The organism is Lysinibacillus sp. NPDC096418 (assembly GCF_044762775.1).
In the GTDB taxonomy this organism is placed as follows: domain Bacteria; phylum Bacillota; class Bacilli; order Bacillales_A; family Planococcaceae; genus Lysinibacillus.
In genome coordinates this window covers 1-26833 of sequence record NZ_JBIWEY010000003.1, presented here as the reverse complement: position 1 = coordinate 26833, position 26833 = coordinate 1, and the positions used below count along the sequence as shown (strand labels likewise).

The 26833-nt window shown below is 36.7% G+C and carries 18 protein-coding genes; 8 read left to right on the top strand and 10 right to left on the bottom strand.

Annotated features, from left to right (window positions below):
• Nucleotides 1-14: 14 nt before the first annotated feature.
• Complete coding sequence (locus ACIQZG_RS04320) at nt 15-1403, top strand: recombinase family protein (RefSeq protein WP_402753937.1); 1389 nt, start codon at nt 15-17, stop codon at nt 1401-1403.
• A gap of 613 nt (nt 1404-2016) precedes the next feature.
• Here ACIQZG_RS04320 and ACIQZG_RS04315 read toward each other — a convergent pair.
• The 4 genes from ACIQZG_RS04315 to ACIQZG_RS04300 form a co-directional block, all read right to left on the bottom strand.
• A complete protein-coding gene (locus tag ACIQZG_RS04315; RefSeq protein WP_402753936.1) occupies nt 2017-2859 on the bottom strand; it encodes a DegV family protein in 843 nt (280 codons plus the stop codon).
• Between the two features lie 249 nt (nt 2860-3108).
• A complete protein-coding gene (locus ACIQZG_RS04310; RefSeq protein ID WP_402753935.1) occupies nt 3109-3657 on the bottom strand; it encodes a Cif family virulence factor in 549 nt (182 codons plus the stop codon).
• 295 nt (nt 3658-3952) lie between these two features.
• The gene (locus tag ACIQZG_RS04305) at nt 3953-4627 is read right to left on the bottom strand and encodes a response regulator (protein ID WP_402753934.1); all 675 of its coding nucleotides are present in this window, start codon (nt 4625-4627) and stop codon (nt 3953-3955) included.
• 40 nt (nt 4628-4667) lie between these two features.
• On the bottom strand, nt 4668-5813 hold the full coding sequence (locus tag ACIQZG_RS04300) for a sensor histidine kinase (RefSeq protein ID WP_402753933.1): 1146 nt from the start codon (nt 5811-5813) through the stop codon (nt 4668-4670).
• Between the two features lie 172 nt (nt 5814-5985).
• On the opposite strand from ACIQZG_RS04300, the gene ACIQZG_RS04295 reads away from it, so the two are divergent.
• Both ACIQZG_RS04295 and ACIQZG_RS04290 read left to right on the top strand, forming a co-directional pair.
• Nucleotides 5986-6621, top strand: coding sequence for a YigZ family protein (locus ACIQZG_RS04295; RefSeq protein ID WP_402753932.1), 636 nt, complete (start codon nt 5986-5988; stop codon nt 6619-6621).
• A 110-nt stretch (nt 6622-6731) separates the two neighbouring features.
• Nucleotides 6732-7796, top strand: a complete 1065-nt coding sequence (locus tag ACIQZG_RS04290; protein WP_402753931.1) for an LCP family protein — start codon at nt 6732-6734, stop codon at nt 7794-7796.
• 402 nt (nt 7797-8198) lie between these two features.
• Here the strand turns inward: ACIQZG_RS04290 and ACIQZG_RS04285 are convergent, their stop codons facing one another.
• The gene (locus ACIQZG_RS04285; protein ID WP_402753930.1) at nt 8199-9275 is read right to left on the bottom strand and encodes a glycosyltransferase family 4 protein; all 1077 of its coding nucleotides are present in this window, start codon (nt 9273-9275) and stop codon (nt 8199-8201) included.
• A 224-nt stretch (nt 9276-9499) separates the two neighbouring features.
• On the opposite strand from ACIQZG_RS04285, the gene secA2 reads away from it, so the two are divergent.
• Nucleotides 9500-11866 (top strand): accessory Sec system translocase SecA2, encoded by a 2367-nt coding sequence (gene secA2 / locus ACIQZG_RS04280; RefSeq protein ID WP_402753929.1) that lies wholly within the window; start codon nt 9500-9502, stop codon nt 11864-11866.
• Nucleotides 11866-12768 (top strand): accessory Sec system S-layer assembly protein, encoded by a 903-nt coding sequence (locus ACIQZG_RS04275; RefSeq protein ID WP_402753928.1) that lies wholly within the window; start codon nt 11866-11868, stop codon nt 12766-12768. The genes secA2 and ACIQZG_RS04275 overlap by 1 nt, the downstream gene beginning before the upstream one ends.
• A 617-nt stretch (nt 12769-13385) precedes the next feature.
• Here ACIQZG_RS04275 and ACIQZG_RS04270 read toward each other — a convergent pair.
• Nucleotides 13386-14261 carry a C40 family peptidase gene (locus ACIQZG_RS04270; protein ID WP_402753927.1) on the bottom strand — a complete coding sequence of 292 codons (876 nt, stop codon included), beginning with the start codon at nt 14259-14261 and terminating at the stop codon, nt 13386-13388.
• Nucleotides 14262-14510: 249 nt separating this feature from the next.
• Between ACIQZG_RS04270 and brnQ the strand changes: the two genes are divergently transcribed.
• Together brnQ and ACIQZG_RS04260 are read left to right on the top strand one after the other, a co-directional pair.
• Nucleotides 14511-15827, top strand: coding sequence for a branched-chain amino acid transport system II carrier protein (gene brnQ, locus ACIQZG_RS04265; protein ID WP_402753926.1), 1317 nt, complete (start codon nt 14511-14513; stop codon nt 15825-15827).
• Between the two features lie 109 nt (nt 15828-15936).
• Entirely contained in the window at nt 15937-17322 is a 1386-nt protein-coding gene (locus ACIQZG_RS04260) for a S41 family peptidase (protein WP_402753925.1), read from the top strand.
• A gap of 237 nt (nt 17323-17559) precedes the next feature.
• On the opposite strand, the gene murJ is transcribed toward ACIQZG_RS04260, so the two are convergent.
• The 4 genes from murJ to ACIQZG_RS04240 form a co-directional block, all read right to left on the bottom strand.
• Nucleotides 17560-19098: a murein biosynthesis integral membrane protein MurJ gene (murJ, locus tag ACIQZG_RS04255; protein WP_402753924.1), complete on the bottom strand. Its 1539-nt coding sequence runs from the start codon at nt 19096-19098 to the stop codon at nt 17560-17562.
• The gene (locus ACIQZG_RS04250) at nt 19095-20195 is read right to left on the bottom strand and encodes a glycosyltransferase (RefSeq protein ID WP_402753923.1); all 1101 of its coding nucleotides are present in this window, start codon (nt 20193-20195) and stop codon (nt 19095-19097) included. The genes murJ and ACIQZG_RS04250 overlap by 4 nt, the downstream gene beginning before the upstream one ends.
• Nucleotides 20192-21337, bottom strand: a complete 1146-nt coding sequence (locus ACIQZG_RS04245) for a polysaccharide pyruvyl transferase family protein (RefSeq protein WP_402753922.1) — start codon at nt 21335-21337, stop codon at nt 20192-20194. The genes ACIQZG_RS04250 and ACIQZG_RS04245 overlap by 4 nt, the downstream gene beginning before the upstream one ends.
• Nucleotides 21338-22079: 742 nt before the next feature.
• Nucleotides 22080-24344 carry an S-layer homology domain-containing protein gene (locus tag ACIQZG_RS04240; RefSeq protein WP_402753921.1) on the bottom strand — a complete coding sequence of 755 codons (2265 nt, stop codon included), beginning with the start codon at nt 24342-24344 and terminating at the stop codon, nt 22080-22082.
• A 334-nt stretch (nt 24345-24678) separates the two neighbouring features.
• Between ACIQZG_RS04240 and ACIQZG_RS04235 the strand changes: the two genes are divergently transcribed.
• On the top strand, nt 24679-26574 hold the full coding sequence (locus ACIQZG_RS04235) for an S-layer homology domain-containing protein (protein ID WP_402753920.1): 1896 nt from the start codon (nt 24679-24681) through the stop codon (nt 26572-26574).
• Nucleotides 26575-26833: the final 259 nt, after the last annotated feature.

Sequence of the window (26833 nt, the reverse complement as noted above, 5' to 3'; positions counted from 1 at the left end):
ACGGAGGGATGATTGTGGAGGACAAAAAGAGAGTAGCTTTATACAGCCGATATAGCACAAGTTCACAAGACGGAAATTACAGTATCGAAATACAAGTTGAGCGAATGGAAGCTACATGCAAATCTAAAGGATGGGAAGTAACAGATAAGTTTGTTGACGCTGCCTATAGTGGGTCTAACATGGAAAGACCAGCACTACAAAATTTGTTATCGAGGTTGGATGAATTTGACGTTATTATGGTTTACCGTTTAGACCGCCTCTCACGCTCTCAAAGAGATACGATGACACTTATACAGGATTACTTTTTAAAGAATGATGTAGCCTTTGTAAGCGTGTCAGAAACGTTAGATACTACAACGCCTTTTGGCATGGCTATGATTGGTATATTAGCTGTATTTGCAGAATTAGAGCGTGCTACAATCACTGAACGCATGCGTGGCGGTATTGAAAAGCGCATCCAAGCCGGGTATCGTCTAGCAAGTGGTAACTATATGCCGACAGGCTATAAAAAAGTAGAAGATGATGAAGTCATGGTGATTGATGAAATTGAAGGAAAAAAAGTGCAAAGGATTTTCGACTTGTATGAACAATATCATTCGATAACAAAAATTCAGAAAGTGTTAAAAGAAGAAGGGTATGTAAGAAGGAAATTCGGTACAATACGTCAAATCCTCGGGAATAGATTATATATTGGTGAAGTACGATATAAAGATAATTATTACCCAGGATTGCACGAGCCAATTATATCTACAGAACAATTTGAACGTGTACAAGTCATACTCTCTCGTCATCCAAAAGGCGCGAACGCTGGCAAGGTAAAAGAAAGCTTGTTTAGTGGACTAATCACTTGTGGTAATTGCGGGGAGGCTTACACTACCTATAGTTACAGGGTTGAAAATAAAACTAAAGGGAATTATTATGTAAGGTCATATATTTGTCGCGCTAGAAGGTTGCCAAGTGAATACGATGAAAAATGCTTTAATGAAACTTGGAAAAATGAAGAGATAGAAAATGTATTTTTATCACAATTGCAAATGGCGATAGCGACAAAAGAAATTTCAGAAACTAATACTCGAACAACTAAAAATTACGCATTAGCAATCAAACGATTAGATGAAAAAATTAATCGCCTTATCGATTTGTATGCCGAAGGTGATATAGATAAAAAGGTTTTAGATACTAAAATTAATAAATTGAATAAAGAAAAAGAAAACATAGTATTAGAACAGTCACAGGAAGCTCAAAATCAACAGCAAGCTGTTACGGTTGAAGAGATAAGAGAAAGTATAGGAAACTTCAAAACGCTTGATTTCGAAGCTAAGAGGGTTATTGTAGAGAAAGTGTTGAACGGGATTGTAATAGATGGCAAAGATATTGAATTTGAATGGAATCTCTCTGTTTGAGAAGTTCCGTTTTCATTCCTCGCCCCGCAAACCGCATTCACTAGATGATTTCGTTGATGCTTCACACTTTCTAACATTTCATCCGCAGCTTGCTGTTGCAGGGGAGTAAATTGACCTGTCCATACAAATTGATGTTTCCTTTGTTTGCATACTTTTGATCCTCGCCAAAGTAATAGTTTTGTACAACAACTAATTCGTCCCATATTCAAGCAATGTCGACAATATACACAGATTTTTTGACATACCGAACAGTCAAAATGCGTAAATTGTTGTAAATCTTCATTGTGACATCGCATGCATTTTAGGGTAGGTTGTTGCTGAATCCCTTCTATTACTTGAAAATAGTGTCGTTCGATTGCTTTTTTTATATCGCTTTCGTGAAAAGGTGCATGATTCTTTAACCAAATTCGTCCCATAAAAAAATCTCGCAATGCTGGTGGCAATAGCCAACCTTTATATTTCATCTACTTTACTCCTTCCTCTGTTTGAATATCTTTCTATCAGCCATTGTCGCGGTTTTATCGGCGATGTTCACCGTTCTATCTGCAATTCCCCCATAATATGCAAAAAAGCAGCCCCCACAAAGTATGTAGAGACTGCTTTCGCTTTAAAATTACTTTTTCGTCCAACCAAGACCCATTGCACCTTCACCTAAGTGCGTACCAATAACAGGGCCAAAATAGCTCAGTTTAAAATTAATATCCGGGTAGCTTGCTGCAAGTTGTGCCATCCATACTTCTGCCTCTTCCTTGCAGTTTCCATGAATCACAACCGCATCCATTGCTTCATATTTATTAGCATCCTCTGCTAATAATTCTTCCGCTCGTTTCAATGCCTTCTTACGTGTGCGAATTTTTTCAAACGGCACAATTACTTTATCTACAAAATGTAACACAGGCTTTACCTGTAATAAGCCGCCGATTAATGCCGCCGCCGAAGACAAACGACCGCCACGTTGCAAGTGAGCTAAGTCATCTACAATGAAGTAAGCACGAACGGATTGTTGCATGTCCACTAATGCATCCATAATTTCTTTCGCTGATGCGCCCTCTGCAGCCATCTCTGCTGCGCGTAATACATAAAAGCCTTGCACTGCGCAAGAGATTTCACTATCAAATGCAAACACATCAATGCCTTCGACCATTTCGCCGGCTTGGACCGCTCCTTGATATGTACCACTTATGCCACTCGATAAGTGAATAGATACCACCTCATCATAATCCTTGCTGAGTTCCTCATATAGAGCTACAAACTCGCCAATCGGTGGTTGTGTTGTTTTGGGAAATTCCTTTGTACCACGTACTTTATTGTAAAATTCAGATGCTGTAATATCTACTTCTTCCGCAAATAACTCTCCAGCTATGTTTACACTCAAAGGAATCATGCGAATATTTAAGCGTGATCGTTCCTCTGGTGTTGTATATGCGGTACTGTCTGTAACGACTGCCGTTCTCATGAATTTCCACTCTCCTATGTCTCATAGTTTACCGTATAAAGAAATGAATGTGAAACGAAATCTAACTTTCATCTCACATTCATTCACTATGTATAGAAGAAAGCATTAAATGACCTAAAATGACAATGCATTTTCATCACTCACCTAAAATATCGATACGATTTGGAGAGATTGTCACTTCCATTTAGTCACAGATAAAACTTTATGCTTTCTTGTCTTTTTTTAAAGAAATAAAAGCTTTTTTTTCGATTAATTACTCATACTCGCATTTGGGTTATCTCCACTATAGGCAAAGATACTCGTTACTTTCCAATTGCCATCTTCTTTAACAAAAACCGTAACTTGGCGACGGGTATCTTCAAGTTGAGCGTTCGTTTCTATTTCTAATAAACGCGCAGTTATTTTTGCATGGACATGCGCTTCATTTTCACTATATTTTATAATTACCGTATCTTTAACCTCGCGTTGGACATCATTCTTTTCAAAAGCTTCCTTAATCTTTTCCTTGTCTTCGTCAAGGTCAAAACCTTTTGGGTTCTTTGAGATTACTTGCAAGTAACGCTCAATATCTTCTCCATCTAATGCTACTATATATTCGTCAAACGCCGCTAATATAGCTTGTTCTTCATCAACTGGGATATTTTCAGCTTTTGTAACATTTCCGTCTACCTCTTCAAATCCAATTGTACCGTCATCAATTATTTGCTGTCTTTCTTCAGCGGTTAATTCATCATCTTTATCACTACAGGCAGTTAACATTAATAAGGATAAAACCGCCAATATACTTTTCTTCAACATATCAAAACCTCCCGCGCAATATTGTAGCATATAAACAAGTAATAATCTTTAATAGGAATTTAGTTGCGTTTTATTAATCGGAACTTACCATCTTTCACTGTGACGCTTTTTAAAGAAATTTGTTGCATATTTATTGGGCCATTACCAAAACATATACTAGATTTAGCACACACCTCATTATAGGTAAGTGAATGGAGCCCTTTCATTTCATTATCAATACAATAAAAAACTGTTTTAAAAACTACTCTATACTAGAGTAGCTTTTAAAAACAGCTTTTAATCATATTCTATGCAATTATCGTACTTCCACCCAACCATTTTTAATAGCTGTCACAACTGCTTGTGTACGGTCGTTTACATTCATTTTTTGTAAAATGCTAGAAACATGGTTTTTCACTGTTTTTTCTGAAATGAATAGCGTCTCACCAATTGTACGATTTGATTGACCATCAGTTAGTAATTGTAATACTTCACATTCACGTTTTGTTAATAAGTGGAAAGGTCTACGAATTTCAGTTTGATGGAAGTTCCCTTTATTTTCATGTTCTGAAAGACGGCGGAATTCAGCCACTAAATTTTTCGTTACTTTTGGATGTAAATAAGAACCACCGTTTGCTACAACTTTAATCGCTTCAACGATTTCATCCGCATCCATTTCTTTTAACATATACCCTAATGCACCTGATTTTAATGCATGCGTTACATATGTTTCATCATCATGGATGGAAAGCATAATAACTTTTGCATCTGGAAATTCTACGATTAAATCCGCCGTTGCTTCCACACCATTTTTTCGTGGCATATTGATATCCATTAACACAACGTCTGGTCGATTCTCAGCATATAAACTTACTACATCTGTACCATCATCACCTTCAGCAACAACATCAAATGTATCTTCGAAATCTAATATACGTTTTACTCCTTCACGGAATAGTTGGTGATCATCTACAATAATAATTTTAGTCATAAGTCTTTTACCCCCTAAATTTCTGCAACAAGATAGTTCACTATGTTTCTAGTGGTATTTTAAATAATACCGTTGTACCTCTATTTAACTCACTTTGAATAGACATATTCCCATGAAGTAATTCGATACGCTCTCGCATGCCAATAATACCGAAAGAATTGTCTTTGACTACTTGCGTATCAAACCCAACACCATCATCTTTAATAACAATATTGACAGAGTTTTTTAACCATTCAAGTTTCACCCAAATATCTTTCGATTTACCATGCTTCATTGCGTTCGTCACGCATTCTTGGACAAGTCGGAAGATGGATACCTCATAGTTTGATGGAATACGCTGTTCAGTACTTCTAGATTGGAAATGAATCGACACCCCTGGATTATACTCTGTCACTGTCGATACATATTTTTTTAGCGTTGGCACAATTCCTAGATCATCGAGTGCCATTGGACGTAAATCGTAAATAATACGACGTACTTCCGATAGTGCATTACGCACCGTTTTTTTCAAATCTGCAATTTCTGCAATAGCTTGTTCAATTCCTTTTTCGCGGTACGTTCTTTCAATTAAATCTGTACGCATCAATACATTGGCCATCATTTGTGCTGGGCCATCATGTATTTCTCGCGATAATCGTTTACGCTCTTCTTCTTGAGCTGTGATAATACGAATACCAAAATCTTGCTTTAGTTTTGCTTGCTCTAATGCTAAACCAACATGTTTCAAATCTGATGTTAAATACTTTAAAACGACATTTACTTGATTGACAATATGATCAGCACGTTCGATTGTATCCAGCAAACTTTTTAATCGTCTTTCCAAATCATCTCTCTTATCGCGTAATTGCTTTTCCTGTGTTTTACTAACTGAGAGCTTCACTTGAAAATCATTGGCTGTTTCGTATGCATCCCTAACTTGTTCTTCGGTATAATTATTAAAAGCTTTACTGACTAAGACGAGCCGTTGTTTAGCAAGTTGCGTATTTTTCTCTAGAGCATCGCCTTCATCGATGACAACAGATATGTGTTTCCGAACAATTTCTAACTCTTTTTGCATATCTTCGAAGCTTCTACGGCTTTGTTCGCTTATAATGAAGATATCATCTTTAGAGCTCATAATTGTCTCTAACATTCGATTGAATACGCCATCAAGCGACTTTAGATCGAAAGTTTCAGTTGAAAACATAAAGTACTCTCCAGTCTTTTTACCTTATTCGTTCAAAAAAAATAACTAATTGCTTTTCATTCTATGTAAATTAAGTAGTCTATTCTTATTATAGCATCTCAACCATAAAATTTAATGTTTTTTCTTTACTAATTAATTGAAATTCAATTTATTCTACAGGAGGCTTTCACATATGCGAGAAAATTATCTAACTGTTAAAGGTTACGGAGAAAGCGAAATCATTATTTCCAAGTCTCGATTCCTTACTTATATTGAACGTGCAGAAACGGAAGAAGATGCACTCTTATTCATAGATCGTATAAAAAAAATGCATCATCAAGCAACGCATAATTGCTCTGCCTATATTATTGGGGAGCATGATCATATCCAAAAAGCTAACGATGATGGGGAACCTAGTGGTACAGCCGGCGTCCCTATGCTAGAAGTGTTGAAAAAACAAGGATTGAAAGACACAGTTGTTGTTGTCACACGCTATTTCGGAGGCATTAAGCTTGGCGGCGGAGGTCTAATTCGTGCATATGGTAAAGCAACGACAGAAGGGCTCCTTGCTGCACAAGTTGTCGAACGTAAAGTGCATCACTCTATGAAAATTGCTATTGACTACACATGGCTAGGAAAAGTTGAAAATGAAATCCGAAGTTCTGATTATACTTTGGAGAACATTCACTATTTAGACGGGGTTGAAATCATTGTGTCTGTATTAAAAGAACGTGAAGAGGCGTTTCGAAAATGGATAACTGAAATGACAAATGGACAAGCAATTGTCACTTTTGAACATGCACATTTTATCGAATTTAATGTGAACTAGACAATTTTAATTGTCGAATACAGAACTAACATAGTATACTTTTAATATTGAACTATTTTTACAATACTAGCAATACAGGATTCCCATACTTAGAGGAGAATAATTACTATATGAAAAGAATAAGTACAAAAAAGAGAAAGTCTTCTAAATTTTCGTTAATAATAAAAACTACGTTACTACTCGTAGCAAGTTTACTGATCTGTGCTACAGCTTATGGCGTATATATCACAAAACAAGTTAAGTATGCAGCGGATGAATCCTTCGAAGCTTTAGAGGGTCGAAATGTACCAGCACTGCGTGAAGAAAAAGTAACACCAGTTAACGATAATGTATCAATTTTATTTGTTGGTGTGGACGACAGTGAAAATCGTGGACAAGGTTCTGAAAACTCTCGTTCCGATGCACTTGTTTTAGCAACATTAAATAATACAACGAAAACAATTAAAATGCTAAGTATCCCTCGTGATTCTTACGTCTACATCCCTAAAGTTGGCTATAATGATAAAATTACGCATGCGCATGCTTATGGTGGCACACTTACAACAATTGAAACAGTAGAGAAACTATTTGATATACCAATCAATTACTATGTTCGTATGAATTTCAATGCCTTTATTGATGTCGTCGATGCACTTGGTGGGATTGAAGCAGAAGTTCCGTATGCACTTAATGAAAAAGATGAATTCGACCGTAATACCGTGAAGCTTCAACCTGGCTTACAGCACTTGAATGGTCGTCAAGCATTAGCACTCGCTCGTACACGTAAACAAGATAACGATATTGAACGTGGTAAACGTCAACAAGAAATTTTAACTGCAATCATTAAACAAGTGACTTCTGTCGGCTCGATTACGAAATACGACGATGTCATTAAGGCTCTTGGTAATAATATGAAAACAGATATGACTTTCGATGAAATGAAATCATTCCTTTCCTTCTTATCACAAGGAATGCCACGTATCGATTCTTTAACTTTAGATGGTTTAGATGATCAGTCTACTGGCGTATACTATTATCAACTGGATAAAAATTCAATCGAAGAAGTGACAAACACACTAAAAAATCATCTTGGATTAAAGAAAGAGGAGTCTTCTTCAAGTTTGACAAATGCTAAAACAGGGACTGAAAGCTCTGCTATTGAAGACGATTCTTCCACGAAAGACCCTGCACAATAAATTTAAAACACCTCTCTCAGGAGAGGTGTCAGACTGTAGACAAAGTCGATTTTTTCGACTTTGTCTACTATTTTTGATTTGAATCAAATATCCAGCAATTAAACTGTAACTTTAAAAATCCTTTAATATCAGTGTTTCTTGAGGTGTTCTAGATTTAGAAATTCTTTTTAAAAAAGTAAAAGAGCGTCAGACCAAACCAATTTTCTGCTCGAAAATTAATTTGTCGACACTCTGACACCTCTCTCAGGAGAGGTGTTTTTTCTGTGAAAAATAAATCTTTCCCTGTGAACAATGATTGTTTGCTCTGAATGCTAAATCCCCCTCGACGAACGCTGACCTTAACACTTATATAACAACAAAAGAAGTTACCATGTGTCTACACACATGATAACTTCTTTTGTTTCACTTATTAAAGATTCGTACAAAATTCAGCAACGGTTTATAGTTTTTACCTGCCAAACCGATTACCTCAACGAAAATTTCTATTGCCACTAAAATGACCGTAATCAGTAAAATAGCGCCCCATACTTTTGCCATCGAGAAGATGATTGCCGCTAATCCGAACATCATAGCAATTCCGTAAATAATGAGTACCGTTTGACGATGTGTAAAGCCTATATCGAGTAAACGGTGATGTAAATGTGATTTATCTGGATCTGACCATTTTTTCTTCATACGTACACGACGTACAATTGCAAAGAATGTATCAGAAATCGGTACACCTAGCATAATAACCGGGATAATTAATGTAATAACTGTTATGTTTTTAAAACCGAGTAATGCTAAAACGGATATCATAAATCCAAGAAATAATGCACCTGTATCCCCCATGAAAATTTTCGCTGGGTGAAAATTATAAAATAAGAAGCCTATTGTCGCTACTGCTAAAATTGACGCAATAGCCAGAACAAACATATTGCTCAACATAAATGCCATACATGCTAAAGTAATAAGTGCAATCGATGAAACACCTGCTGCTAGTCCATCTAAACCATCAATTAAATTAATGGCATTAGTTATACCAACAATCCAAAGAATTGTTAAAGGAATACTTAAAAAGCCAAAATCCAATTCACCAACAAATGGTAATGTGATAAAGTCAATTTGAATTCCACCAACAAAAACAACGATTAACGCAGCCACAAGTTGACCAAGCATTTTCGCCTTTGCTGATATTTCTCGCATATCATCAACGACACCTGTTGCAACAATAATAACTGCTCCAATAATAATTGACGCTAAAAGATATTTCCCCGTATTCAGTGGTTGTTGAATACTCATTAAAAATGGATATAAAATTGCTACACCTATTATAAACGCAAGGAATATCGCCAGACCACCAAGTCGAGGCATTATTCTTGCATGGACTTTTCGATAATTTGGCGCATCAACAGCACCTATTCTGAACGCTAAGCGCTTAACTAGTGGAGTTAACAAAATGGAAGCAACGAATGCTGCAATTAAAGACACGTAAATCATGTCTCTCCTCCTCAAAAAAAATAATATGCATTTCAAGCCATTCTGATTATAGCATGAACTTATGCTGAAATATACTCTTTCTGTCCAAAACGAACATTTTTTTATTGGAGTATTTACCTATATTATATCTCCTTTATCTTGTAAGAAATGTAGTCAGTATACATAAAATTTGATAGAATAATGAAGTGTCTAACCACTAGACAACATTAAAGGAGCGTAAACTCATGTTCTCAATTTTCAAACGTAATAGCGAGCAAACTAGTGCTCGTCAATTAAAACGCTACTACAAAATAGTAGACCAAATTAACAGTATTGAAGAAAATTATGTAAATAAGTCAGATGCTGAGCTAAAAGCTATGACTTTTGTTTTCAAAGAGCGATTGGAACAAGGTGAACCAATCACCTCTATTATCCCAGAAGCATTTGCTGTTGTACGAGAGACTTCAAAGCGAGTATTAGGCATGCGTCATTTTGATGTGCAGCTAATAGGTGGTCTTGTATTAACAGAAGGAAATATCGCAGAAATGCCTACAGGTGAAGGGAAAACACTTGTTGCTTCCCTACCATCTTACGTACGTGCGCTCGAAGGTAAAGGTGTACACGTTATCACGGTAAATGACTACCTTGCAAAACGTGACTACGAGCTTGTCGGGCAAATTCACCGTTTCCTTGGCTTATCTGTTGGTTTAAACGTACCTATGATGGAGCCAAGTGACAAAAAAGATGCCTATAATGCAGATATTACATATGGCGTCGGTACTGAATTTGGATTCGACTACCTTCGTGACAATATGGCACATAGCTTAGCAGACAAAGTACAGCGTGCTTATCACTTCGCAATTATCGATGAAGTCGATAGTGTATTAATCGATGAAGCAAAAACGCCACTGATCATCGCTGGTAAAATGGCTGCGAACGAAGAGCTACACCGTATTGCAGCCATGCTAGCAAAACGCTTTAAAGCAGAAGAAGATTATGATTTCGACGATGAAACGAAAGCCACTTCTCTAACAGATAAAGGAATCGAAAAAGTAGAAGCTGCTTTCAACGTAGACAACTTATATGACCTTGAGCATCAGACGTTGTATCATTATGTCATCCAAGCCGTACGTGCACATGTAATGTTCAAACGCGATGTGGATTATATCGTAAAAGAAGACAAAATTGAGCTTGTTGATATGTTTACAGGTCGTATTTTAGAAGGACGTTCGCTTTCTGATGGTTTACACCAAGCCATTGAAGCAAAAGAAGGCGTTACGATTACTGAAGAAAATAAAGCGCAAGCGCAAATCACAATTCAGAACTACTTCCGTATGTATCCGAAATTGTCTGGGATGACGGGTACTGCAAAAACACAAGAAAAAGAAATCCGTGAAGTATATGGCATGGAAGTTATACAAATTCCTACGAATCGTGTACGTCAACGTAACGACCAGCCTGACTTAGTATTTAAAACACAAGAAGCCAAATACAAATATGTAGCAGCTGAAGTCAAAAAGCGTCATGAAAAAGGACAGCCTGTATTAGTAGGTACTACTTCAATTTTACAATCAGAAACAGTTGCTGATTATTTGAAAAAAGAAGGTCTAAAATTCCAATTACTAAATGCTAAAACTGTCGAACAAGAAGTAGAGCTTATTTCTGCTGCAGGTCAAAAAGGACGCATTACAGTTGCAACAAATATGGCTGGACGCGGTACAGATATCGTATTAGGTGAAGAAGTTCATGCTCTCGGTGGTCTGTATGTAATTGGTACAGAAAAACATGAAAGTCGTCGTGTTGATAATCAGCTACGTGGTCGTTCTGGTCGTCAAGGTGACGTTGGTGAAAGTCGTTTCATCCTGTCTATTGAAGATGATATGTTCCGTCGCTATGCAAAAGAAGAAGTAGAGAAATTTACAACGAAAATGATTGTCGATGAAAACGACATTATTCAAAACAAAGAAGTACAAGAACTAATTGACCGCACACAACGTATCGTTGAAGGCTCACAATATGGCATGCGTGAATACAATTTAAAATTAGACGATGTCATTAATGATCAGCGCTCTGTTATTTACGGTCTACGTGATAAAATTTTACTTGGTGACGAGTTAATGGACCAATTGAAGCAGATGTTCTATGAAACAGTTGATTTTGCAGTTCGCGATGCAACTCCTGAGGAATTACCTTTTACCGAGTGGGATTATGATGGAATGGAGCAAGCTTTAAACAGTCTCTTCCTATCTCCTGTAACTGTTGATCGAGAGGTTGGTAAAGTAACAGCAATATTAGATTCACTTCAAGGACCGGTTGATGAGCTTACGATGAAAATGGAAAAATTCGCTGAAAACGATCGTGTCATAGCGGTTATTCCACAAGTAATGCTTAGCTACTTGGATAGCGGCTGGGTCAAACATCTAGAAGCAATGGCCCACTTAAAAGAAGGCATTGGCTTACGTCATTACCAACAAGAAGATCCAATGCGTATTTATCAACGCGAAGGACTTGAATTATTCGGTAAAAATTTCCAAGAATTACGTCGTGCTATTATTATTGAAATTACAGGTTTCATGAAAATGATCGAAGCCGAACAGGAGGACCAACAATAATGGGTTTATTTTCATTCTTTAAAAAATCAGACAAAGTTGGACAAGAAAATACAATTGACTCGAAAGACTTACTAGGAAACGTGGCATCTGATGCTCAAAATGACAACAGTGAGATCGTAACAAAACTGTCATTTCACCCTGATTGGGATGTGCCACAAGAACAAAAGTACATTTTCAACTTCCTTGCCAATGAATTAGAACCATTAAAACCAAATCAATTATCTCTTTCTTCCATTAGTATTGAAGAAGATGCTCGTTTAGGTAAATGGTTAGTGCGTGCATTCTTCCGTTCTTCACTTCCTCAAGATATTGAGCTAGGCGAAATCGAGCTATTTATCATGGATAAAGATGATGAGCTTGTTGCTTCGAAAAAATTCGACTTCAAAGCACTAGGTACAATTCCTGCCGAAAGTGCGCGCCCTTGGGTATTTGAATTCGAAAAATCAACTTTAAAAACAGAAGAAATACCAGAAGAAGGCTGGAAAATTGCTTTCAACTTAGTATCATTACGTGGTCACCAATTAGAGTTGGATTCAACTTGGGAAGAGCAATTACCAGCTGAACAAAAAGAAGAACTTGCAAAAATCGTCAAAACTTTACCGGAATTAGGAGAAACTGAAGTAAACTTTACAGGTCTACAAGCTAAATTTGCGAATGACGGCAGTTTAAATGTTTCTATCTTTATTCGTAACGGTCATAATAAAGCTATTAATCTTGAACAATTACCTTTAGAGATTATTGATGCTAACAATAAACAAATTGCGAAGGGCTCATTTAAAATGGATCCTATCTTATCTGTTCAGCCAAATTCTACTAAACCATGGACATTTATATTCCCTCCGACATTAGTAAACCCAAAAGGTGCAGACCTTTCACGTTGGACAGCACGTGTTACACAATAATAATTAAAACAATATCTTTAGCATGAATTTTAGCCATGGTAGAAACAATTACGTTTCCACCATGGCTTTTTTCTTCGATGCCGTTGATTGCCGTTCCTGAGGACGCTCTCCTGGGGGGACAAAACCTAGAGCCTCCTCGTTGACTCTTGTCTCTTCGCTTTCGTCGCTCTCTAGTTCCACAAGGAGTCGCTGCCTGCACTCCAATCAACTAATTTCATCAATTTTCCTAAGCTCTCCATTCTTTTAGATTTACATCTATCTCTTAAAAACATATGCGCTAAAGCAGCTATTCACATCTGACAGCTACTTGCGAGTTTGAAGCGAAAGTAAACACTCTACCACTTTCGCCCGAAGAATCGACGTGAGCTCGAGGGTGTAGCGCTTTAGCCTAGACAACAATGTCCTATGTTTTCCAAAGTTAAATAATCTATAGTTTACTTAATATTAAAAAACCTGCACTTTCTGTTCGAAACAAAAAGTGCAGGTTTACTTTTGAAGAGCATTGCATAAAAAAGTTTTCAGTGCCCACTTAGGCAGAAGGAATTTAGCTGTTTATCTATTAATTATTTGGCCGTTTACTAGTGTCGATATCTCTTATACATGTATCTTTATTTTAATTAGGAAGGAATTTCATCGAAACGTTTATAAGCTACTAATCTCGATGACCAGTAAGAGTTAGTTACATCAGAGACTTCTACACCAACAGTACCAGCATGAATGAATTTGTTATTTCCTATATAAATTCCCATATGTGAAATACCGGCCTTATACGTATTCTCGAAGAAAACAAGGTCCCCCGCTAAAGGCGTTTTCACCTTCGTTGTTTTACCGTAAAAATATCCTTCACTACTATCTCGAGCAATATTCAAACCACCCTGATTGAACGCATAATATATAAAACCACTACAGTCTAGGCCCTCTGGTGAATTTCCACCATATAAATATGGTGTTCCAATTAATGTATTAGCTATATTAATAGTTTTGCTATATATAGCTTGTCCGTTTGCAGTAGGATTTTTTGCTATAACTTGCGAGAGTACATCTTCATAAGTTGGAAGATTCGTATGTACCTCGTCTTTGTCACTTTCTATAGCAACTGGCGTAACTTTTAGTACTTGTCCAATATAAATCTTATCAGTTGTTAGACCATTCCAGTCCTTAAGTTCTTTTAACGTTACACGATATTGGGTTGAAATTTTTGAAAGAGTATCACCCTTCGCAACCGTATGCGAGACAACAATTGGCTTTGGCACTTCAATAGGCGTCTGTACCTCTATACCAATTTGTAGTTTTTGTGCCTCATATATCATATCATTCGATAAATTATTCCACTTTTTTAAATCCGCAATCGTTACTTGATGTAATTGGGCGATTTTGGTTAAAGTATCACCTTTCTGCACAGTATATGTTGCTGCATGTGCTGTTTGAATTGCAAAAAAAGAAATTGCAATCGTGCTCAAAGTGAATATTCCCCATTTTTTTGACTTTTGCATACCCAATTGCCTCCGTTCATGTTAGAATGTGTAGTTGTATGTATATCATACTAAAAATTAATGTATTATTACATCGGAAATCCTAACTATTTTCTGAACATTATAGCAATTCACATAAACTGTTATGATTTTCTACTAGATTGCGACAGTAATTTAATTGTATAATTAATAATAATATGATAGTATACACCATATTCAAAATTATTTGAAAGTTTAATCTTTTCATTTTAAAAGGAGTTTCTGTTTTATATGAGTAAAATCTTGTCCTTCATCAAAGAGAATCTAGCAGTTGGCTTATTGCTATTTGCCTTGTTCCTTGGAGCAGGAAACATTATCTTCCCTCCATTACTCGGGCAGCAAGCCGGCGAAAATATGGGGCCGGCAATGATTGGCTTCTTAATAACTGGAGTAGGATTACCACTACTAGCCATCGTTGCAGTAGCAAAGGCAGGAGGCGATTTACAACTTCTTGCGAATCGAGTTGGGCCTACTTTCGGTATAATTTTTACCTCGATTGTTTATTTAGCTATTGGGCCATTTTTCGCAGTACCTCGTACAGGCTCTGTGTCCTATGAAATTGGTATTGCCCCTTTCTTACCGGAAACAATAGCCAGTCATTGGGCACCACTATTTATTACTTCAGTACTATTTTATACGTTAATCCTCTTGTTAGCGCTCAACCCGACAAAACTTGTCGATCGTGTTGGTAAAATTTTGACACCTATTCTATTACTTGTGATTTTATTATTAGCTGTCAAGAGCTTTGCAACACCAATGGGAAACCCTGGAGACGCAATTGGTAAATACGTTGGATCACCTCTGTCTGAAGGTTTTATCCAAGGCTATTTAACAATGGATGTATTAAGTGCACTTGTTTTTGGGATTGTTATATTACAAGCATTACGCGGGATGGGCATGCATGATTCTAAAAAACAAGTGAAAACAACAATTTTTGCAGGTTTTGTAGCAGCAATTGGGCTAGCATTTGTATATATATCTCTTGGTCAAATCGGAAATACTAGTATAGATGTTATTGGTGCTTCTGATAATGGCGGTGTTATAATTGCCAAATCAGCAGATGTACTTTTCGGTAAGCTTGGAAGCATTATTTTATCAGTTACAATTTTACTTGCTTGTATTTCTACGGCAGTAGGCTTATTAAATGCCAATGCGCAGTATTTTAACCGACTATTCCCTAAAATTTCTTATAAAATGTATATTATCATTTTCACGGTTTTTAGTTTAATTATTACTAATTTTGGACTATCGACGATTATTGATACATCTCTCCCAGTTCTATTAATCATCTATCCACTAGCAATGGTATTAATGATATTATCTCTTGCAGATAACTTCTTTAAAGGTGGACGTATCGTCTATATTTTAGCGTTAATCCCTACATTCTTTGTAAGTCTATACGATGGATTAAAACAATTAAAGATTCAAGTTCCGTTTTATGAAAATTTATTGAATACATTACCACTCCATGAACAAAACCTTGCTTGGCTTATTCCAGCAATTGTTGGTGCGACAATTGGCTTTATCATTCATAAATTGTCCAAATAGGGTCATCATAAAAGACACGCAGTCCTTTAACGGTAGCGTGTCTTTTTTGTATTAGCTGGATTAGAAAAATTCATATATAATGGAGATATTTAGAAACGAGGTGCAGACATTGAAAAAAGCATTGTGGTCTTTACTTTTCATCATTAGCTTATTTGTCTTATCAGTAGATCAGTCCTCTGCTGCTACAAATGAAAAGCTTATTAAAGAAATAAAAGAAATCATCACAGAAAATTACGTTGGTACAATTGATGGAAATTTAAATACCGCAAAAACTATACCAGAAATTATCGACATGCTAGATCCTTATTCAACATACTTTACAAAAGAAGAGTATTATGAATATACAAATAGCATAAACCTTTCTACAACTGGGATTGGTGTTGTTATTGAAGAACATGAAAACGGCATTAATATTTTACAGGTTATTGATGGCGGTGGCGCTGCTTCAGCAGGCGTAGTGGCTGGTGATACTATTACTGCAATTAATGATCAATCCATTATCGGTAGCTCCATACAAGAAGTCTCTTCCCTTCTAACTGGCAAAGAAAACACGCAAGTGAAAGTTACCCTATTACATGAAGACGGTCGTACGTCTATAAAGACTATTACACGCAAGAAATTCACATTGCCTAATGTAGAGTCCGAATTATTATTTGGAGATGTTGGTTATATCTCTATGTCATCTTTTTCTGAAGACGGCGCAAAATTAGTGAGAAATTCTCTTACGCAACTTAAGCAAAGAGGCGCTTCTTCCTTTATTTTAGATTTACAAAATAATGGCGGCGGTTATGTAACAACAGCAGAAGAATTATCAGGATTATTCCCCAAAGCAAAGATCGCCTACTTACTAGAAGAAGCACATGCATCTTATGAAGTAAAAGCGGTACAGCAAAGCATCAAATTCCCTGCTAATACACGCGTTCTGGTCAATCGCTATAGCGCTAGTGCCTCAGAAATGGTGGCCGCTTCGCTGCAAGATCAAAAAGCGGCTATTTTATACGGTGAAACAACTTATGGCAAAGGCGCTATGCAAGGCTTTTACGAATTACATGATGGTAGTTATTTAAAATTAACAGTTGGCAAATTTACAGGACCTAGTGGGAAAACGATTCACGAAAAGGGCGTTATTCCAAGTATTCAAACAAAGTCAGATCCTATTTATAAAGCGCACTACGATGCTTTAAAAGAGCAATTTGCAAATTATCAAGAGCAAAAAAGCTTTAAAAATGTGTCTACTACAAAAGCCTTCACAGTGAAATTTTCACAAAAGTTAGCAACAACTGTTCCAAAAGGAAGTGTTCAGTTAGTTTCTTTAGGCGGTAATGAGGTTGCCTGCACTGCCGCAGTTCAAGAAGACAATGCATTACTCATTACGCCAACAACGCCATTAGTAAAAGGACAAGAGTACATGTTACTCGTACATCCAACACTTCAAACGGCAAAAGGCACTAAATTAAAACAAGGTACTTACCTCCATATAGCTGTTGCAAAATAAAAAATGCCATCTCCTATCTGTTAGGAGATGGCATCTTACATTTTCTAAAAACAATTACGTCAAAAAATACTTCGTGAGCGTTTATGAGAGTTCGTTCAAGGGACCCGTTGATTTCATTCCAGAAGGCGGCTTCTTGGGGATACAGGTCATTTATGTAATGAAAGCGAAGCGTCAGCAACAGGATAGTAAAACCAAAAAACAGTGGTTTCCTCAAAATAAGGGACCACTGTCTTTCTGTTATTGTTTAAAAAATTTCCGTTTTAATTTGGCTGTTAATTCTTTGACTTCCTTTATACCAAACAATACATAGGAACCGACTACTGTCACACTAAATATGACAAGTCCTACTCCGAAAGTTATCCATTTATAGTCAAAAACTAAATATTTACTTGAGAAAAATACGACTATAAAAATAATAATCATTGGTGGAATCGCTCTAAAGAACTGCAGCTCTTTACTGAAAATCCCCATTTTTAAACCGTACTTAAAGCTTGCGTATACTAATAACATGACAAAATTCACAATCGAACTAATTAATGTCCCCCACGCTATCGCCACTGCCCCTATTGTACCGATATACATCATAATTACTACAATGTTCACACCGAATACATTAATTAGACTGAAAATAACCGGTGCCATTGAGTCACCCTTTGCATAGTAAAAGCGTGTCACGTAGGCGTTAACCGCAAGGAAATACATGGAAAGTACGAAGATTGCGAGCACAGGCCATGTCATTGCAGTTGAGTCTGCATCGAATTTACCGTACTCAAAAATAACTTGTACTAAATTTTCTGCATAAAAGTATGAAAAAATTGTTACAGGAGCCATTAATAAAAATAAATAATGCAACCCTTTAGAATATAAAGTTTTTATAGAAGCATTGTCTTGAATAGCTTCCTTTTGACTCAATATTGGAAAAATAACTGTCGTTACCGCTGTAATTAAAATCGCTTGTGGGAACTGCATTAACCTAGAAGCATAATTGACAGCAGCTACTGCTCCTTCTGATAGCATTCCCGCAAATATTCGATGTAGTAATGCATATAGCTGAATCGTTGCACCACCGAGCATAAGCGGAAGTACTAAAATCCAGAGTTGTTTCGATGAGACATTACGTTCAAATGAAAGACCTACTGGAAACGAATCTAGTTTACGATATCCTCTTATTAAGAAATACACCATTATCATTGCACTTAATAAAGCGCTAACACCATATCCTATTGCGTCAAGGGAAGTTAATGACAATCCTACGGCGATGACTAAAAAGATGGCATTGTAGACTAAAATCGCAAAACTTGATAAGTGAAATTTTTGATTTACATTCAATAAACCACTATACCAAGAAGATAATACAAGTAAGATAGAAGACGGCATCATCCAATAGTATAAATATCTCGTTAGATCTAAGTCACTTTGGCTAATAAGGCCCTTCTCTATTTTTTCACTGTTAAAAGCTTCTATAATAGGATTTGCAAAAACCATCATAATAACGGTCATAAGTGTGACTGTCGTGATAACTATTGTAAACGATTGTTTAACGAATACAGCACGATCGGTTGTTTCACGGTTATAAATCGAGATGACCGCTGTCGTAAATGCACCACCGACAACTAAATATAAAAAATTTGGAATCGTATACGCCGTGAAAATACTGTCGGAAATATGACCACTACCGTATTGAACACCGATAATTACTTCCCGTAAAAAGCCAAATACACGTGCAACGATATTGATAATTGCTACGGCACCGATTATTTTGAAAAATTTGTTCATAAGCCTTCGCCACCTTTGATGGCCGACTTATAAATCTCTATGCATTGTGCAGTAATATTTTTTTCATCATGAATAGCTAACACATTTTCAACCGCTCCACGATTCATATATTGCTCTTTTGGCGTATTTACTGCTCGAAGCAGTTCTTCTGACAATGCAATAGCATTTTTAGGCTCAACTAAATGTCCTGCACCTTCGCCAAGTAGCGACACCAATCCACCTACCTCTGAAGCAATAACAGGTGTATCTGTCGCTAATGCTTCTAAGGCAACAAGTCCAAAACCTTCTAAGTGTGATGGTAATACAAAGACATCACTTGCTTGGAACCACTCAACTAATTCTGTTTGCTTTAATGGGTCTACAAAGCGAACCTCTTCACTAATGAATGGGTGCAATGATTGCACGAAATTCTCATCTCTTCTTGAACCTATAATCACAAGCTCAACTGGGCGATCAGCTTTTGTTTTCATCATTTGAAATGCTTGCAGCAGTTCTTCTACTCCTTTTTGCTTAATGACATTACCTACAAAAAGGAAAATAAATGGTTCAGGTGCTAATTGTAATTTCTTTCGAACAACAGCTTGTTCACCTTTTGTGAATACTTCACGATTCACACCCATACTAACAACCGAAATCTTTTCCTGGGCAATATTGAAATCCTGTTCAATTTGCTGAGCTAGTACAGGGCCAACTGCGATAATATGTTCACTTTCATGTAAAATACTCTCTGTCCAGTTTCGTATTCTCGGGCTCTTTTTGGCCATACGCTCAATATCTCCACCATGTGCTGTTACGAAAAATGGAATACCGAATAATTTTTTTAAGAACAACGACAGCATGCCTGACGGAAAGACATAATGTGCATGTGTCACATCATAGGCTTTTCGACCCTTAAAACCTTTCATCAATGTGGAAAATCCCCATTTTAAATATTTCGTAATGGTATTTTTTTTGCCAGTCGCTGGATTTGTATTTACAGCTATGTCTACATCTAGCCCCGCCTCTTTTAATGCAGCGACCTGATTTTTCACAAAAATACCGAATGATAAATGATTAGATGTTGGATACATATTACTTATGACGAGAATTTTTTTCATAGACGTGTCACTGCCTTTTTCATTAATTCCTGACCATGCATAGCCTCTTGATGAATTTGTGTAGCAATTTGTTTCGTCTCTGCAATTGATTGCTGCCAATTGCTACTCAGTCTTCCAACTACGTTGGATAAAGCTTCCTCATCATCCTGCAAATCTTGCATTTGTAAGCAACGATCTGAGGCATCGACAAAGGACATAAAATCTTGAACTTTTGTATGGTAAGACACGGCAATTATAGGTGTCTCTGAATTTGTTGCCAGTATTAAGGAATGTAATCTTGTCCCAATCACAATATCTAGCGCTCCTGTTACTTCTAATAAACGCTCAGGTACAAGATTCTCATCAATAATATTAGTTTGCTGCTTAAATTGCATTTTCTTTTGAATATCTTTTGTAACTGTTACATCCTGTGGGAATTTCGTTGCAAAAAATGTAATATTTACATTTTGATTGGCTATTACATTATCAAGATTTTTTGCCATACTTGTTATATACTTCTCATATTTTGCAACATCACCTTCAGGCCAATAGTTTGCATTATAGTAAGGGACCGCAGAAACGCCAATATTCTTTGGTTTTTCGGCGTAGTTTTCTCTGTCTGCTTTTAATGTAAATGCTGGGTCACCGATGATCTCAATTGGCTTTTTCACACCAATACTTTGCAGTAATTGTTTCGACTGCGGATCACGTACAGACATATTGGCTGCATAACGACACATTAAACGAATACTAATTTTCCCTGATAATGTATCAAGTGGGCCTGCTCCACATCCATAAATAATGTACGGAATATTACATTGCTTTGCCATCATTGCATACGTTAAATAAAGATGGGCCTCACGTCTATAAAAATCCATTAAAATACCGCCGCCACCAATAATAAGGAGGTCGAAATTCGATACATACTCTTTATTGTTTCTAAACGTATGGATAAACGTTTTATATAAATTACCCTTTTTATAATACAATGGATAGCTATGTACCCCGTAGCGTTCGGATGTTTGTTGTGTGTTATTACTAAAAACGGTAATATCCTCATTCGTTACCGAAAATGTTTGTTTTACTTGTTGAAGAATGCCGAACAATATTGATTCATCACCATTATTATCATTGCCGTAATTCCCCACAATACCTATTTTCATTCAACTACATCCTTTTACTTTTTAATACAGAGATTATACCACATATGAGCATTTTCTTTCTTTATCAATTACGCATTTTATATAATTACGTCCGGATTTTGAATTGTGCTTGCTCAATTTTCACTACTTCTATTATAGTGGGGAGCTGATTTTCGCTACGAGTTGCTTGCATTCCCGCAGGAGTCGAGCACCCTCCGCTACAATCAACTAAGAATATAGATATAAAAGCTAGTTTTCAGAGTAAAACAAGTAATTCTCAAGTAAGTAATAACCTAACATTCCTCTAATCAACAAATCCGAAAGTAGATTCACATAAAATTGGAAGTCGCTATTCTGTTGATAAAATATCTTGCCCATAGAAATCACCAAATAAATCTTTCTTAAAGATCTATTCACAAGAAAAAACACACTATCTTCTCCTTAGGAGTAGCGTGTGTTTTGCTAAAAAGATGGTACTTTTAAAATTTCTGATTAGGGTAATCACCTATATAGACCTACTAGCAAAATTAAATTTATACATTTCTTTCTGCTAGTAAATCATAAATTCCCTTCTAATAACAGTCTAGTTGATTGGAGTGAAAGGCGACGACTCCTAGGGGATCAGCGAGCAACTTGAGACCCTGCAGGAGCGCAGCGACGAAGCGGCTCAAGGCTCGCCCAATAGAAAGCGCCGCCTGTAACGGAAAGCAACTGGTCCCTTGAACATACCTCATAAACCTTCACAAAGAATTTATTGACATAATTATTGTTGGATTGCTCTGTATAAGAATAAACCAAAGTGAACACGACTAATTGACTCGTTTGGTTTAAACAGATTACCAGGATAACCTGTTGTAATCTTATTCGCTGCTAACTGCTGAATATATGCGTGTGCCCAGTCGTTCTTAGGCACGTCCTTGAAAACAATATTACTTGTTCCTTTTAAATCGTAAGCTAGTGCTACAATTTTCGCCATTTGTGCACGTGTTAATGTTGCATCTGGGTCGAACTTATTATTGCCTCGTCCACTCATAATACCTGCTTCAGCGACTGCTGCAATTTCTTTGTAGTAAATATGATTAGCTGGTATATCCTTAAAGCTTGGATTTTTCACATTAGACGTATTTAACCCTAGCGCACGGCTTATAATAACAGCTGCATGTGCACGTGTAAGTTTGTTATCAGGCTTAAATGTACCATCCGAATAGCCAGTAATTATTTTATTTGATGTTAAATACTCTACTTCGTTAAAGTACGTATAGTTGTTTGGAATATCTTTAAACAAGGCCTTTTTTGCTACACTTACAGTGACAGTTTGACTTTTCGTACCTAAGGTTGCAATAATTTCCCCTGTTGTACCTGGATTTTGTGCAGTAAATTTACCGTTACTTGTAATCGTTCCAATGTTACCTTCGACTGACCATTTTACTTGAGAAGGATTATAGACAATTGCTTTACCATTCTCATCCTTAGCATCTACAGTATAGGTAACCGATTCACCTGCACTTACTGTTTTCGAGCCCGGTGTAATATTTAATGTCGTAGGTGCGTCTACAACCTTAACAGGAAACGATTGAACAGCTGAGCCGTCATAACCGATATAAATGCGGTCGTCTCCAGCCTTTGTAGCTTTATAGCTTAGACCATTTACTGATAGTCCTTCATTTTGTGAAGCTAATGATAAATGTCCATCAAGTGGTAGTGTATTAAAGTTTTCATCTAATACATATTGTACAGCTACACTAGAAGATGCATCTACTAAAAGTGTGGCATTATTTGTACTGTTCGTGAACTTAATATGTGTTCCCTTACCATTAGGCGCAGTACTTACAGCATGCAAAGTTGCTGATACTAAACGCTGCGTATTACCTGAATTAGAAGGTAGATTTGCTAGTACAACATTATTACTACCATAATTACGGATACCCATTGTCGTTGAACCGCCACCATCAAGGTTTATTGCTCTCTCGACACCTAATGATACTAAGTAGTTTGCTAACTGTACCATATTCATGCCTTTACTATGGCTTTGACGACCATCTACTGTAATAAAATGTACTGTTTGTCCATTATTACTTGTAGCGACAACCGTACGTGGTGCGATTTCTTTGGCACGAGCACTTGTTGTGCTCATCATAATATAAGGCTTGTTATCTTTTACTAGATACGGTCCACTAGCTAATATAAATTGCGCATCTTGCCATAGTTTATCGATGGAGAAATTCACACTCATTTCATCACCAATTGCTACATGGCTTAACTTACTATGCCAATCTCCGCCTTGAAGTGATACGACAAAGCCAGTAGATGGAATCGTTATTTTTTCTTTAGAGCCATACGGTTTTATTTGCGTTACTGTTCCTGTTAGAGTTTGACCGAATGTATTTTCAGTAATCGGTGCGCCTGTATCTACTACAATTTCAAAACCATACTCATTCGTATTTGTTGTTTTACTATAAAACTGCGGTGTGTAAATCACAGCTTCATAAATATTACGTGTACGATTTAAACCTGACATTTCATAATTCGTACCTTTATGAGAAAGTGTGACATCAAAATCAAAGTAGTCAATCGTTCCACGACCATCTGCAGTCATCCCGAAAGCAGTAGGTACGTTCATGTATTCGTCAGAACCATTTGAAACAACTCCACCATTTAAAATCACATTGTTTTGGGCAAGTAAAAATAATGGATACCCTTCCGACATATTATAAAAGCTCGCATTAATCGCACCAACTACGCGATTCCCTTCACGTGAAAGACGATTGGCATTGGCTACTGTAGATTCTTTTCCATTAACATTTGCAGGCATTCCTAATTGGACTGCCGTCGTTGAATCTGCTACGTTGATTGCCAAATGATTGATTGAATTCGTATAGGTATTGCTGTATGTATATTGCTTATACTGAACACCTTTAGAAAGTGGAATATCCTTTTTAACTGTTTGGAATGCATATGCACTTGCCGGACTATAAACCATTGACACCATTACGACTAAAACTAATAATATTTTTGCTATTCTTTTCATTTATTTCGCCCCTCTTACTTCCTTCAACACAGATCTAACTGCTAGTTGAACGAAGTTAAAGCCTCTGGTGAATGTCATAGAGTTTGAAAATCTGACATTCCGAACACCAAAGTGTGTTTGATAGAGTAGAGCTCTCACCTTCCCTTCTACATTTTACTTATATAACACTATCAAAAATATGCCTAGATTTCCATAATACATTCGGGCCTATTACTCTTTTTTACATAGTTCGAGAACGAATTTTGTCATTTACATTCCAAAAATTCAAACAATCGACCCATATAACTCCTATTATTCTCTGTTAAAATAAAGTAGAAATATAGGAGGTTAGAATATGAAAAAAATATTAAACGTCACACTACTTTTCGCTCTAATAACTACATTTTTATGGAATCAAAGCATTGCTAGTGCAGATGAACTTACTGGTCATGCTCATGAAAATGGACTACGTTACTTAATTTCTAAAAATGCTTTAGTCCCAGATAAAAATGGTAGTTATCGTGCAAATGATAACGTTACACGTGGCGAATTTGCTTCTTACCTATCGAAAGTTTTACATCTCTCAGAGAATAATGGGATAAAGTTCAACGATGTTGATGATACATATGCATATACACTAGACATTCAGCTTGCTACAACAGCTGGTATCATTACTGGCTACAGCGATGGATCATTTAAACCGACTGCTGCAATTTCTAGACAGCATATGGCAATCATGCTAGAGAGAACAATTGATTATTTAAAAATCCCGAAAGGTACTTCTTCTATTACATTTAAGGATAACGATTCAATTATTTCAGACTATCGACCTGCTGTGGCAATAGGGGCTCACTTAGGAATCATTAATGGCTCAAACGGTTACTTTATGCCAGAAAAAAATGCCACTATTGGACAAGCAGCTACATTTATTCAACGTTTAATGCTTCTAACAGATGATAAAGATACAGATATCTTTACTTATGCTATTAAGGAGATTTCAAACGGAGCACTCGTTGGCAATCAAGGTTTTACAAATTTCGCAGATGCTGAAAAAGCACTAACTAAAAACAACCAAGTCATCGTTGAAAATGACAAAATCGTCAAAATGTCTTCTGGTTATGTTGTAACCAATAAATATGTAGCGCTGTACTCCGAAACGATTAAAGATCAAATCGCTGTAGCCGGAAACACTGAAATGGAATACTTAAGCAGTGATGCAACACAAGTAAAAGTGCGATTAGCTGACCAAGTAGGTTATTTAAAACAAGCGGACGTTACGTTAATCCCATTCTCGTTAAGTAAAGGTCGTTCGTATTATATAAATGAAAACGGTGAAAATAAACATGTGATTTACGATCATGCAACGAATAAATATTCTGCTAGCTATATTTACGGAAAAGCACCTGCTTTTATGAAGCCAGGTGAAAGCTACTTTAGCTGGAATGGTATTTACTTTACAAATGGTAACGGTTCATCAAAAGGTAATGCGTATAACTACTATCAATTCCTACCCGCACGTGCTACCACAAACTATACAGCACAGGAAATTGATGAATATATCACAAAAAAGCTCGCTGAAATAGAGAGTTCAGGCGCCGGAATTTATAAAGATGCAACAACAAAAAGTAAATTAATTGGTTTAGGAACTACTTTAAAAGAAATCGAAACGAAGCATCAGATTAATGCAATGCTTATATTAGCTCTTGCTCAACATGAAAGTGCTTATGGCATGAGTGATCACGCACAAAAGCTAAATAATTTATTTGGACTGTATGTATACGATACAAATCCACTAAATAAAAACTTTGAAAGTGTTGCAGCCAATATCAATGAACTTGTAGAAAAGTTTTTACAACCAAACTACATTACACCCGGAGGCGCTCCTGGTAGAAATTTTGCTAATGGTGCTGTGATTGGCTCAAAAGCAATGGGCTTTAACGTAAAATACGCTTCTGATCCATATTGGGGGGCTAAAATCGCTGGGCATTATTATCGCGCTGAAAAAACAATGGGCTTTAAAGATGCAGGTAATCCGTATACAATCGGCTTAACGACAACGACTGGGTTAAACGTACGTCCAGAACCGACAACTGGCAATAGCCCACTATTTGCGTACACACGTAGCGGCATGCCTGTCATCGTGACAAACAAATCTACAAATGGCTGGTACGAGGTTATTTCAGATAAACTTCATACTGGACCTGCTTATATTAGTAAAGAGTACATTCAAATTATTGAAACTGTTAAATAAGAACAAATACCCTAAAGCGCTCCACCACTTTTGCCCGCGGAAACAAACCACGCCATCGGGATGTAGCGCTTTAGCCTAGACGACAACTAGGCTCTAGATATTCTACAATTTTAAAATCTAATGTCTCCTGAATAAAAAGAAAAGGTGATATCCACGCTGCAATATAATATGGTACCTGTAGTTAGGACACTTGAAAAAGAGTGTGCTAACTGCCGGTATTTTTTATATACTAGACTTTCAAGATTAAAGGACGGACTAG

What these genes read in the sequence shown, in the direction of transcription:
- brnQ (WP_402753926.1), top strand. Translation starts at nt 14,511, where the DNA reads ATGAGTAAAATCTTGTCCTTCATCAAAGAGAATCTAGCAGTTGGCTTA.
- secA2 (WP_402753929.1), top strand. Translation starts at nt 9,500, where the DNA reads ATGTTCTCAATTTTCAAACGTAATAGCGAGCAAACTAGTGCTCGTCAA.
- ACIQZG_RS04275 (WP_402753928.1), top strand. Translation starts at nt 11,866, where the DNA reads ATGGGTTTATTTTCATTCTTTAAAAAATCAGACAAAGTTGGACAAGAA.
- ACIQZG_RS04270 (WP_402753927.1), bottom strand. Translation starts at nt 14,261, where the DNA reads ATGCAAAAGTCAAAAAAATGGGGAATATTCACTTTGAGCACGATTGCA.
- ACIQZG_RS04250 (WP_402753923.1), bottom strand. Translation starts at nt 20,195, where the DNA reads ATGAAAAAAATTCTCGTCATAAGTAATATGTATCCAACATCTAATCAT.
- ACIQZG_RS04290 (WP_402753931.1), top strand. Translation starts at nt 6,732, where the DNA reads ATGAAAAGAATAAGTACAAAAAAGAGAAAGTCTTCTAAATTTTCGTTA.
- murJ (WP_402753924.1), bottom strand. Translation starts at nt 19,098, where the DNA reads ATGAACAAATTTTTCAAAATAATCGGTGCCGTAGCAATTATCAATATC.
- ACIQZG_RS04285 (WP_402753930.1), bottom strand. Translation starts at nt 9,275, where the DNA reads ATGATTTACGTGTCTTTAATTGCAGCATTCGTTGCTTCCATTTTGTTA.
- ACIQZG_RS04300 (WP_402753933.1), bottom strand. Translation starts at nt 5,813, where the DNA reads ATGTTTTCAACTGAAACTTTCGATCTAAAGTCGCTTGATGGCGTATTC.
- ACIQZG_RS04305 (WP_402753934.1), bottom strand. Translation starts at nt 4,627, where the DNA reads ATGACTAAAATTATTATTGTAGATGATCACCAACTATTCCGTGAAGGA.
- ACIQZG_RS04240 (WP_402753921.1), bottom strand. Translation starts at nt 24,344, where the DNA reads ATGAAAAGAATAGCAAAAATATTATTAGTTTTAGTCGTAATGGTGTCA.
- ACIQZG_RS04315 (WP_402753936.1), bottom strand. Translation starts at nt 2,859, where the DNA reads ATGAGAACGGCAGTCGTTACAGACAGTACCGCATATACAACACCAGAG.
- ACIQZG_RS04235 (WP_402753920.1), top strand. Translation starts at nt 24,679, where the DNA reads ATGAAAAAAATATTAAACGTCACACTACTTTTCGCTCTAATAACTACA.
- ACIQZG_RS04245 (WP_402753922.1), bottom strand. Translation starts at nt 21,337, where the DNA reads ATGAAAATAGGTATTGTGGGGAATTACGGCAATGATAATAATGGTGAT.
- ACIQZG_RS04310 (WP_402753935.1), bottom strand. Translation starts at nt 3,657, where the DNA reads ATGTTGAAGAAAAGTATATTGGCGGTTTTATCCTTATTAATGTTAACT.
- ACIQZG_RS04295 (WP_402753932.1), top strand. Translation starts at nt 5,986, where the DNA reads ATGCGAGAAAATTATCTAACTGTTAAAGGTTACGGAGAAAGCGAAATC.